7 protein-coding genes are annotated in these 11286 nt (G+C 72.5%); 3 read left to right on the plus strand and 4 right to left on the minus strand.

Going from position 1 to position 11286, the window contains the following annotated elements:
* The coding region (locus tag DLJ58_RS34380; RefSeq protein WP_124853661.1) for an ATP-binding protein at positions 1-2790 on the minus strand (2790 nt) is incomplete at its 3' end.
* A 152-nt stretch (positions 2791-2942) separates the two neighbouring features.
* The gene (locus DLJ58_RS02475) at positions 2943-3155 is read right to left on the minus strand and encodes an FmdB family zinc ribbon protein (protein WP_112674337.1); all 213 of its coding nucleotides are present in this window, start codon (positions 3153-3155) and stop codon (positions 2943-2945) included.
* Between the two features lie 37 nt (positions 3156-3192).
* Here DLJ58_RS02475 and DLJ58_RS02480 point away from each other — a divergent pair, with 37 nt between their 5' ends.
* From DLJ58_RS02480 to DLJ58_RS02490, 3 genes are all read left to right on the plus strand, one after another.
* The gene (locus tag DLJ58_RS02480) at positions 3193-4776 is read left to right on the plus strand and encodes a lytic transglycosylase domain-containing protein (RefSeq protein ID WP_208740808.1); all 1584 of its coding nucleotides are present in this window, start codon (positions 3193-3195) and stop codon (positions 4774-4776) included.
* 72 nt (positions 4777-4848) lie between these two features.
* A complete protein-coding gene (locus tag DLJ58_RS02485; RefSeq protein WP_124853686.1) occupies positions 4849-5865 on the plus strand; it encodes a GNAT family N-acetyltransferase in 1017 nt (338 codons plus the stop codon).
* 92 nt (positions 5866-5957) lie between these two features.
* Positions 5958-9236 (plus strand): lamin tail domain-containing protein, encoded by a 3279-nt coding sequence (locus DLJ58_RS02490; RefSeq protein ID WP_124853662.1) that lies wholly within the window; start codon positions 5958-5960, stop codon positions 9234-9236.
* 66 nt (positions 9237-9302) lie between these two features.
* Here DLJ58_RS02490 and DLJ58_RS02495 read toward each other — a convergent pair whose 3' ends face one another.
* Together DLJ58_RS02495 and hemB are read right to left on the minus strand one after the other, a co-directional pair.
* Positions 9303-9878: a helix-turn-helix transcriptional regulator gene (locus tag DLJ58_RS02495; protein ID WP_124853663.1), complete on the minus strand. Its 576-nt coding sequence runs from the start codon at positions 9876-9878 to the stop codon at positions 9303-9305.
* A gap of 409 nt (positions 9879-10287) precedes the next feature.
* Entirely contained in the window at positions 10288-11271 is a 984-nt protein-coding gene (gene hemB, locus DLJ58_RS02500) for a porphobilinogen synthase (protein WP_124853664.1), read from the minus strand.
* Positions 11272-11286 lie beyond the last annotated feature (15 nt).

Consider the following 11286-nt stretch of genomic DNA (forward strand, 5'->3'; position numbering starts at 1 on the left):
GCGGGGGGTCGGTTGGGACAGGCCGTTGCTGAAGCGGGTCGAATCCGCCGCCAGGTCCGGGTGTTCCACGTCGAGTGCCAGCGCCGCAGCCTCGTCCAGCCCCAGCTCCGCACCCTCGCCGTACGCGTCGTCGAAGGCCGCGTCGCCCAGCACCGCGCGCAACTCCCCCTGCTGCTCGGCCCAGTAACCGCCGAAGATGCCAGGCGTGGCACGCATGCTCGCCCGGGTGGCCTGCGCTGCCCCGAACAGGCGGGCGGCGGTCAACCGCTCCCCGCCGATCGCGCAGCGCACCGCGACCGCGTTCAAGGTGTCGCACGCCCGCCCGTGGTAGCCGTGGCCCATCCGGGAGCGCAGCGCCACCAGCAGATGCTCGTGTGCGGCGATCACGTCGCCCCGGGCCAGCGCGACCATGCCGAGCAGCATGTCCACCGAACGCCGACCCCGCTCCACGGGACGGGCTGCCTCCACCGGACGGACCGCGCCCAGCAGTTCCGCCGCCTCCTCCAGGGCGCCCCGCCGCCAGAGCAGCTCGGCCAGGCTGAACACCGCGAACAGCGCCTCGCCGACCACGTCCTGCCCGTGCGCCCAGTCGATGACCTCCCGGCACACCCGCTCGGCCTCGACGAACTGCCCCATGTCCACGAGCGGCGCGGCCCTGCCGGCGAGCACCCGGGCCAACAACCCGGCGTCGCCGGCCTGCCGCGCCGCCGCCTCCGCCCGCTGGGAGTAGCGCAGCTCCTCGGCGAACTCGCCGTCGGCGCTGGCATGCAGCGAATGCATGTGGTACGCCGCCGCCATCTCCGCCTCCGGGATCCGCTCCCCCGTCTCGGCGATCCGTCCGTACAGCCGGAACAGCCACAGCCGCCCCTCGCGGGCCAGGCCCCGCTCCAGCCACCACTGGTCCAGCCCACCCGCCAGACCGAGACCGGCTCGGGCGCTGCCTCCGGTGGCGCACCACCGCAGCGCGGCGCGCAGCTCCCCGGCCAGTGGATCGAGGGCATACAACGACAGCGTCACCGGCCGGCCGTCCTGGCCCAGGTGGGCCCGGTCCAACGCGTGCGCCGACCAGGCCACGTGCCGGTCCCGAGCGGCCTGCTCCTCGCCAGCCTCGGCCAACCGCCGCGCCGCGTACGCCCGGATGGGGTCGAGCATCCGGTAGGTGCTGCCGGAGGCACGCGGCTCGGCCAACACCATCGACTTGTCCACCAGGACCGAGAGCGGGTCCAGCGGATCGTCACCCAGCAGCCACTCCACAGTCGCCAGATCCACCGGGCCGGCGAAGACCGCCAGCCACCGCAGCAGGCGGGCGGCCCGGGGCCCCAGCGTCCGGTAGGACCAGGTGACGGTGGCCTGCATGGTCAGATGCCGTTCGGTGGCCGAGCGCTGCACCGCTCGGCTCGCCGGCGTGGGCGGTGACGCCCCGGCCGCCGCGGCCACCAGGTCCACGGTGTCCTGCTGGTTGCCGGACCAGCCCCGCTCCACCGGCGGCGGATCCGGGTCCTCCCGGCCAGCGTCCAGGGTGCCGAGGACATCGTCCAGCCGCTCGGCGAGCTGGCCGACGGAGAGCACCCGCAGCCGGGCGGCGGCCAACTCGATGGCGAGCGGCAGACCGTCCAACCGCTGCACGACCCGACGCAGGTCGGCGGACTCGGCCGGGTCGGGCTGCCGACCACCGCGCGCCGCCGCCGTACGGTCCAGCAGCAGCGCCACCGCGTCGCTCTCCGCACCGTCCGCGCGCGGGTCCACCGAGAGCGGCGGAATCCGCCACACCACCTCGCCGGGCAGGCTGAACGACTCACGGCTGGTGGCCAGCACCCGTACGCCACCCCCGCCGGACAACAGCCGCGCGATCACCTCCGCGCAGGCAGCCGGTTGGGTGTCGCAGGTGTCCAGTACGACCAACATCCGGCGGCCGGCCGCGTACTCGACGAGGGTGTCCAGCATCGGTCGACCGGGCTCGGGACGCAGGCCGAGCACGGCGGCGATGGCGAACGCCACCAGCCCCGGGTCGGTCACCGAAGCGATGTCGACGAACCAGACCCCGTCCGGGTACGCCTCGACAACTCCGCTGGCCAACTCCACCGCGAGCCGGGTCTTGCCCGCGCCGCCGGCGCCCAGCACGGTGACCAGGCGGTGCTGACGCACCAGCAGGCCCAACTCGATGCGCTCGGCCTGCCGGCCGACGAACGAGGTCACCTGGGTGGGCAGGTTGTGCGCCACCGCGTCAGCGGTGCGGGGCCGGGGGAACTGCCGCTCCAGACCCGGGGCGACCAGTTGGAACAGTCGTTCCCGGTCATCGAAGCCGCGCAGTCGGTGCAGGCCCAGGTCGAGCAGGGTCGCACCCGGCGGCATCGGCTCGGCACGACGTGCGGTGGACGCTGTGCAGAGCACCTGCCCGCCGTGCGCGGCGGCCGCCACCCGGGCAGCCCGGTGCACCTCGGGGCTGGCGTACTCGCCGTCGCGTGGCTCGGCATAGCCGGTGTGCAGGCCCATCCGAACCCGGGGCGCGGCCTCGGAGGTGGGCCAGTCGTGGCTGGACAGTGCTCGCTGGGCGGTCAGGCACGCGGTCATCGCCGCGGTCGCTTCCTCGAAGGCCAGGAAGAACGAGTCGCCCTCGGTCAGCAGCTCCGCGCCACCCGTGCTGGCCAGCGTGCAGCGCAGCAGCCGTCGATGCTCAGCGAGCACCGGGCGGTAGTCCGGGCCGAGCAGCTGAGCCAGCCGGGTCGAGCCCTCGATATCGGTGAATACGAAGGTCACCCAACCGCTCGGGAGCTGGATCCGTGGCGACATGCGAGGAACCTCCGCCCGTGACGTCGGGTTCATGCTGCCTGAGTCCGAGCGATCACACATCGTGAGAACGGCTGGGCAAGTGCCGCCTCAACGTGCCACTCGGACCCGCTCCCGGCAAGGCTGGCCCACCATGCGGCGGCGAATCGGCCCGATCAGCAGCCGCAGGCGCCGCCGCAGCAGCCACCACCACCAGCGGCGGGTGCCGGGGCACCACCACTGCGGCCGGTGACCGCGACCGCGGAAAGAAGCTTGACCGTGTCGGCGTGTCCCTGAGGGCAGCTGGCCGGCTCACCTGCCGCCGCCATCGAACGGTTGACCTCGAAGGTGTCGCCGCAGGCGCGGCAGCGGAACTCGTACCGGGGCATGGCACCCAGGGTACGTGGATCTGGCGGTTCGCGAAGCATGGGTGATACTCGACAGGTGGTGGACGGCGAGGACGACACGCGTGTGCAACCTTTACGACCGGCCGCGCCGCTGGACGGGCCGCTCGAAGGCTCAGGGGCCGCGCCCGACCCGGTGCGCAAGCTGCCCCGCCCCCGCCGCCCCTGGCTGAGCGGGCGTTCCGCGGGTGCGCCGACCACGCCACCGGCCACCACGCCACCGGCCACCACGCCACCGGCCACCACGCCAGCTCCGCCGGCGGCCAAGCCCACCGCGGCCGACTCCGCCGGGTCCGAACCGGACGCGAGCGCCACCGGCACGAAAATCCCAGCCGAACCCGTCCCAACCGCTGGCCCAGCGACCGCCCCCCAGACCGAGGCACCCAAGGCCGAGGCCGCGACTGGTAAAGCCGAGGACGCGAAGGCCGACGCTGCGAAACCCGAGGATCAGAAGACCGACACCGTCAAGGCCGACGCCGCGAAAGCCGACGCCACGAAAGCCGAGGACCCGAAGGCGGATGGCAGCGCCAGTGACCCGGGCGCGCCGAAGTCAGCCGGCGCGTCGAGCGCCGACACGCCAGCCGACGACGCGAAGACCGATGCCGCAGGTCCGGCGAAGACCACTGTGGATGAGATCCCGGCCGTGCCGGCGTCCGACCCGGTCCGCCGCCGGCGGCGGGTGCAGTTCGCGCACGCGGTACGTCTGCCACCGCGCCGGGCAGCGGCCGCCGCGGCCCAGGCGACCCGCGCCTGGGCGCGCCGACCCAGCGGTCGGCTGACCCTGCCCGGCGTCTTCCTGCTGGCGCTGGTGGCCGCGACCGCCGCGGCGGGAGCGCTGCTCGTACCGGCCGCGATCCGCTCACCGCGCCCGGTCGCGGTCGACGCCTCGGCCTCGCCGACCGGGGTCGCACCGCCGGGGGTGCCATCCGGCCTGCCGACCAGCCCGCTGCCCACCGGGCCGCTGCCGACCCTCCCGCTGCCCACCGGCGGGTTGCCCGGCAACGGGCTGCCGACCGGGTCGGTGATCGGTGGCCGACCGTCGGACGCCCTGGCCGGCTGGGCGCAGCAGGTCGGCGCCAAGGTCGGCGTCCCGGCGGTCGCCATGCAGGCGTACGGCTACGCCGAGCTGGTGCTCGCCCAGACCAACCGCAGCTGTGCGCTGAGCTGGACCACGCTGGCCGCGATCGGAAAGGTCGAATCGGATCACGGCTCGACCAACGGGGCGCGGTTGGGGCAGGACGGCAAGGCGGTACCCAACATCTTCGGCCAGCCGCTGGACGGCAAGGACGGTCGGATGCGGATCATCGACACCGACCGTGGGGCGCTCGACGGGGACGCAACCCTCGACCGCGCCATCGGGCCGATGCAGTTCATCCCGACCACCTGGCAGGAAATCGGCGCGGACGCGGACAACGACGGCCGCAAGGACCCGCACGACCTGGACGACGCCGCCCTGGCAGCGGGAAACTACCTCTGCAAGGGCGGCCGGAACCTGAGCATTGCGGGCGACTGGTGGAACGCGATCCTCTCCTACAACGACGTACGGCGGTACGCCCAGGACGTCTACGACACCGCGAACCGGTACGGACGGGCCAGTCGGCCATGAAGTGATCGTCTCGATACGTTGGAGAACTGGACACTTCCCCCGGGCCTCTGTTAGCGGCAAGCTAGACGGGTGATGGTGCGCGAGTGGGACCCCAGGACCGCGTCGTCCGCCGAGATCGCGTCGCTGTTGGCCACGCTGAACGCGGTCCTGGCGGCCGATCTGCCGCAGGATCCGCCCTGGCGGGAGGCTTCGCTGCGGGAGTACCTCGCCGAGGTGATGCCCGGCGAGCGGCGGATCTCCTGGATCGCCCAGGCCGAGCCGACCGACCCGGGCGACGCGGGCGCGGTGATCGGCCAGGTGCACGTACTCCTTCTGGGTGACATCGGCGTGCTCGAGGTGCTGGTGCACCCGTCCGCCCGGCGCACCGGCCTCGGCCGTGACCTGGTGCTGCGCGCCGCGCGCCGGGTCTATCAGGAGGGCTTCCGGTCGATCGGGGTCGAGGTTGTCGGCGACACGCCGGCGGTCGGGTTCTACGAGTCGCTCGGCTTCACCCGGGAGTACGTGGAGACGCGCAGCGTGCTCGACCTGACCGCGGTGGACTGGGCCGAGCTGGCCGAGATGGCCACCGGCATCAGCGCGGGCTACCAGCTGGAGTTCTTCCCGGGCGGGCCGCCGGACGACCTGATCGATGCGTACGCGCGGGCCAAGGCCGAGGTGCGCGACGTCGACGACGGTGAGCTGCGCCCCAGCTCCTACGACCCGGAGCGGCTGCGGGACAGCCTCGACACGCTGCACCGGCGGGGCATGAAGCCGTACATCGTTCTCGCCCGGCACGAGCAGAGCGGCGAGGTGGCCGGTCTGACCGAGGTGGTGGTGCCGGCGCAGCACCCGACCCGCGCCGACCAGTACGACACGATCGTTGCGCAGGATCACCGGGGCTACGGCATCGATCGGGCGATCAAGGCCCGGATGCTGCTGGAGCTGCGCTCCGCCGAACCGGAGCTGATCGAGGTGCAGACCTGGAACGCGCAGGCCAACGAGGCGATGTTGAAGGTCAACGCGGAGCTGGGCTACCGCCCCGACCGGGACTGGTGCGAATACAGCGTCGACGTCGCTGAGCTGGTGCACCGCCTCGATCCGCCGCGCTGAGAAATTCACGAAAGTGTCCATTAGGGGATGGACGGTGGACAGTCGCGCACCTTAACGTGCGTTGACCCCCATCCACCCATCGTGGAGGCCCTATGCGCCCGCGCCGCTCTATCGCCGCGCTCGCGACCGCCACCGCCGCCGTGACCGTCACGGCGCTCGGCGTCGCACCCACCGCGGCCAGCGCCGCACCCACCGACCTGTTCATCTCGGAGTACGTCGAGGGTTCGTCGAACAACAAGGCGATCGAGCTGTTCAACGGCACGGGCGCCGCCGTCGACCTGACGGCCGGTGGCTACCAGTTGCAGCTCTACTTCAACGGCTCCACCACGGCCACCACGATCGCCCTGACCGGCAGCGTGGCGGCCGGCGACGCGTTCGTGTTCGCCAGCGCCTCCGCCGGGGCCGCCATCCTCGCCCAGGCCGACCAGACCAGCGGGGCGAGCCTCTTCAACGGTGACGACGCGATCGTGCTGCGCCGGGGCACCACAGTGCTCGACTCGATCGGCCAGGTGGGCGTCGACCCGGGCACCGAGTGGGGCGCCGGCGTCACCAGCACCGCGGACAACACCCTGCGCCGACTGCCGAACGTGGCCGCCGGTGACACCGACCCTTCGGACGCGTTCGACCCCGCCACGCAGTGGGCCGGGTTCCCCGTCGACACGTTCGACGGGCTGGGCGCGCACACCGTGGACGGCGGTGGCCCGGTCGACGTGCCGGCCACGCTGACCTGTGGCGGGCCGCTGGTCACCGCCGCCGGCACGGCCGCGAGCCGCGAGGTGAGCGCCGCCGACCCCGACGACACGATCGTCGACCTGGCGGTGACCGCGATCAGCCCGAGCCCGACCTCCGGCTCGATCACCCGTACCGCGTTCACCCCCGCCGACGGGGTGGGCGGCACCGCCCGCGCCACGGTCGGCGTGAGCGCCGACCTCGCCGCCGGGGCGTACACCGTCACCCTCACCGCGACCGACGCGGGCGGTGGCACCGCGAGCTGCGCGCTGGCCGTGCAGGTGACCCGGGAGCTGACCGTCGGCGAGGTGCAGGGTCCGACCACCGACACCGAGTCCGGTCCGAGCGACCGGTCACCGCTCGCACCGGCGAGCGGCAACGGCACGAGCAGCACGCTGTACGACGTACGCGGCGTGATCACCCAGTTGACCCTGGCCCGCACCTCGGCCGGGGCGGAGCAGCACGGCTTCTTCCTGCAGAGCCGCCTTGGTGACACCGACGACGACCCGACCAGCTCCGACGGCATCTTCGTGTTCATGGGCACGTTCACCTCGCTGATCGGCGGTTACGTGCCGACGGTCGGCGACGAGGTCGTGCTGCGGGCCCGGGTGTCGGAGTACTACAACTTCACCCAGCTCTCCGGCGCGTCGCTGGTCCGCCGGATCGGTGGTGGGCTGGTCGTGGACACCGCGGTTGCGGTGACCGACGCGGTGCCGCCGGCCGTGCTGACCGACGCGCAGCGCTTCTGGGAGCGGCACGAGGGTTCCCGGATGCGGGTACGCGCTGGCAGCGGCGCGGTGAGCGGCCGGGACGTCTTCTCCTCCACGGCCGACGCGGAGCTGTGGGTGGTCGACCGCGACGACCCGCTGCTGGACCGCGCCGACCCGTACTCCCGGCGGGTCTTCCGTGATTCGCACCCACTGGACAACGACCCGACCCGCCGCTTCGACGACGGCAACGGTCAGCGGACGCTCCTCGGCAGCATGGGCGTGAAGGCCACCGCCGGGGACAGCGCCGCGCTGCTCTCGCCGGCGCACACCTTCGACACGCTGCGGGCGGACGCGGTGGGCGGGGTCTACTACTCGTTCGAGAAGTACGGCGTCCAGGTCGAGCGGGCCGAGTTCGCCGCCGGGGCCGACCCGTCGAAGAACAACCCGCCCAAGCCGGCCGACCGGTCGCAGGAGGTGGCCGTGGCCACCTACAACGTGGAGAACCTGTACGACTACCGCGACGACCCGTTCGACGGCTGCGACTTCGCCGGTAACGACGGCTGCGTGGGCGTCTCCCCGCCGTTCGACTACGTCCCGGGCAGCGAGGCGGAGTACCGCGAGCAACTGGCCGCGCTCGCCGACCAGATCGTCAAGGACCTGCACGCACCGGACGTGATCCTGGTGCAGGAGGCCGAGGACCAGGACATCTGCACGATCTCCGGGGCGGCGCTGAGCTGCGGCGACACCAACAACGCCGATGGCGCTCCGGACAGCATCCAGGAGTTGGCGCTGACGGTCGCGGCGGCCGGTGGGCCCGCGTACGCCGCCGCCTATGACCGGACCGGCGCGGACGCCCGCGGTATCACCGCAGCCTTCCTGTACCGCACGGACCGGGTGTCGCTGGCGGCCGCGACGGCGGCGGACCCCCTGCTGGGGTCGGCACCGACCGTTCAGTACCGGGCTGCGGGGCTGCCGTCCAACGCCGACGTGCAGAACCCGAAGGCCCTCAACGCGGTGTTGCCGGCGGATGTGGACACCTCGACCGGCCGGGACGGGAGCAACGTCTTCACCCGTGCTCCGCAGTTGGGCAAGTTCAGCGTGGCCGCGGCGCCCGGCGCGACCGAGCGGTTCGCCCTGTACGCCCTCAGCAACCACTACTCCTCCGGCCCGGACAGCCGGGTTGGGCAGCGGCGGGAGCAGGCGCGTTACGGCGCGGCGATCGTCACCGCGATCGAGGCGGCCGACCAGACCGCCCGGGTGGTCTACGGCGGGGACCTGAACGTGTTCCCCCGCCCGGACGACCCCATTGCGACGGGTGACCAGCCCACGCCGTCGGACCAGCTCGCCCCGCTCTACGAGGCGGGCCTGCACAACCTGTGGGACAACCTCGTGGCGGACGTGTCGGCCTCGGCCTACTCGTACAGCTTCGAGGGGCAGGCGCAGACACTCGACCACCTGTTCGTCAACGACGCGTTCTACGGCGACCTGGTGCAGGTGCGGGCGGCGCACATCAACGCCGACTGGCCGGCAGAGTTCGCCGGTGACGGGTCACGCGGTTCCAGTGACCACGACCCGCAGGTGGCCAGGTTCCGATCCCGAGCGTCGTTGACCGTGGCCGACACGGCGGTGGCCGAGGGCAACCAGGGCACCCGGCAGCTCACCTTCACCGCCACCGTGTCTCGGCCGCTGTCCCAGTCGGTGCTGCTCTGCGCCGCCACCGTCGGCCTCACGGCGCAGGCAGGCTCGGACTTCGAACCGTACGCCGGCTGCAAGGTGTTGCCCGCCGGGCAGACGTCGGTGGCGTTCCCGGTGTCGGTACGCGGTGACCGCAAGCGGGAGGCGGACGAGAAGTTGACGCTGCTGGTGGCCGGCGTGCCCGGCCTGCGGCTGGCTGATCCACTCGCGACCGGAACGATCACCAACGACGACTGATCACGGAACGTGGTCGACGATGGCCCGCCGGACCCGCTCGGGACGGCGGGCCCTCGTCTCTCCTCCTCAGCGGTACCGCCAGAGCTGTGGCGGCGGTGGATCGCCGCGGTGCCTGGCTACCCGCACCTCCCATTGGCTGCGCCGACGCATCGCGTCCCGGACCTCCCGATTGCGGTAGAACGTCTCGGGCGGGCGGGCCAGCCCGTAGATGTCCGCCCACCACTCCCCCGGCTCGGGGTCGAGGATGGTGTCCAGATGCGATGGGTAGCGGCGCCCCGCACCGTCGCGCGTGTCTTCCCAGTCCCGCATCGGCCTGAGCACCCGGCCGAACTCGTCGGCGACGGCCAGCCGACATCCGACGACCCCGACTATCCGGCGGAGCAGCTCAATGCTCGGAACAGTCCGACCGGCCTCGATGCGGCCGATGGTCGCGTGGTGCACCCCCGCCCACCGGGCCAGCTCACGTTGACTCAGGTCGGCGTGACGACGGACCGCCCGGACGATGCCAACGACCGGCCATGGGGTGTCGGAGGGCTCGCTGAGTATGACTTCGCGCTGCGCGATGCTGGGGCTCGAACCGTCGGGGATCCAGCTTCCGGCGCTGGTTGCTTCTGCGCCCAGGGGTGTCGGTGAGTCGGCCATACCGCCACCGTCCCGGCTCGCCCCGTTCCTCGCAGTCCCGTTTGGCAGGCCTGTGGACAACGGAAGGACCTGTGGACAACCGGGCGTCCGTCACCGCGGGAAACGTGGCTCTCGCACGGTCGCCGAAATCGTGGGCATTGAGCAGCACGTCCTCACCGTGGAGGAGCAGGGGGCCAACCCCTGACCCTTCCCCTTTGCTCTGCACCCCGATAAGCACCGGTCGCGGTCCGTAGCCGTCGCATCCGCGGGTGCAGAGCAAAGGCAAGCATGGAGGCGTCGGGCCCAGCGTCCGCCACGCGAGGCGGCGTGGGACCCAGGAAACCGCCACGCGAGGCGGCGTGGGGCCCACGGAACCGCCACGCAAGGCGGCGTCGGGCCCAGGGAACCGATGGCCGCCGGGCAGCGATCGTCAGTAGCGCTGGCGGAGCAGGCCGGCGGCCTCGACGGCCCAGTAGGTGAGGATGACCTGCGCACCAGCCCGCTTGATCGAGGTGAGCGTCTCCAGCATTACCCGCTCGCGGTCGATCCAGCCGTTCGCAGCGGCCGCCTCGACCATCGCGTACTCCCCGGAGACCTGGTAGGCGGCGACCGGGACGTCCACCGCGGCCCGCACCGCCGACACCACGTCGAGGTAGGGCAGTGCCGGCTTGACCATCACCAGGTCGGCGCCCTCGGCGACGTCGAGCGCGACCTCGCGCAGTGACTCCCGCAGATTGGCCGGGTCCTGCTGGTAGGTGCGTCGGTCGCCCTCCAGCGCCGACTCCACCGCCTCCCGGAACGGGCCGTAGAAGGCAGACGCGTACTTCACCGCGTACGCCAGCACGGAGACGTCCTGGTAACCGGCGTCGTCGAGGGCCCGGCGTACCACGCCGACCTGGCCGTCCATCATCCCGGACGGCCCGACCATGCCGACCCCGGCGGCGGCCTGGGCCACCGCCATCTCGGCGTACGCGGCCAGGGTGGAGTCGTTGTCGACCTCACCGTCGGGGGTGAGCAGCCCACAGTGCCCGTGCGAGGTGAACTCGTCGAGGCACAGGTCGCTCATCACCACCGTGGCGTCGCCCACCTCGGCCACCACGTCACGGATGGCGACGTTGAGGATGCCGTTCGGGTCGATGCCGCCGGAGCCGGTCGGGTCCCGCTGCTCCGGCACGCCGAAGAGCATGATCCCGCCGACACCGGCCTGGACCGCCTCGACCGCCGCCTTGCGCAGCGAGTCCCGGGAGTGCTGGAGCACCCCCGGGAGCGACCCGATGGCGCGGGGCTCGGTGAGCCCCTCCTTGACGAACATCGGCACGACCAGCTCGGCCGGGTCGACCCGGGTCTCGGACACCAGCCGGCGGACCGCCGGGTTGCGGCGCAGCCGGCGGGGCCGGATCTCGGGGTACGACATGGCAGGCCCTCCTCG

Source organism: Micromonospora arida, assembly GCF_003857035.1.
Taxonomy (GTDB): Bacteria; Actinomycetota; Actinomycetes; order Mycobacteriales; family Micromonosporaceae; genus Micromonospora; species Micromonospora arida.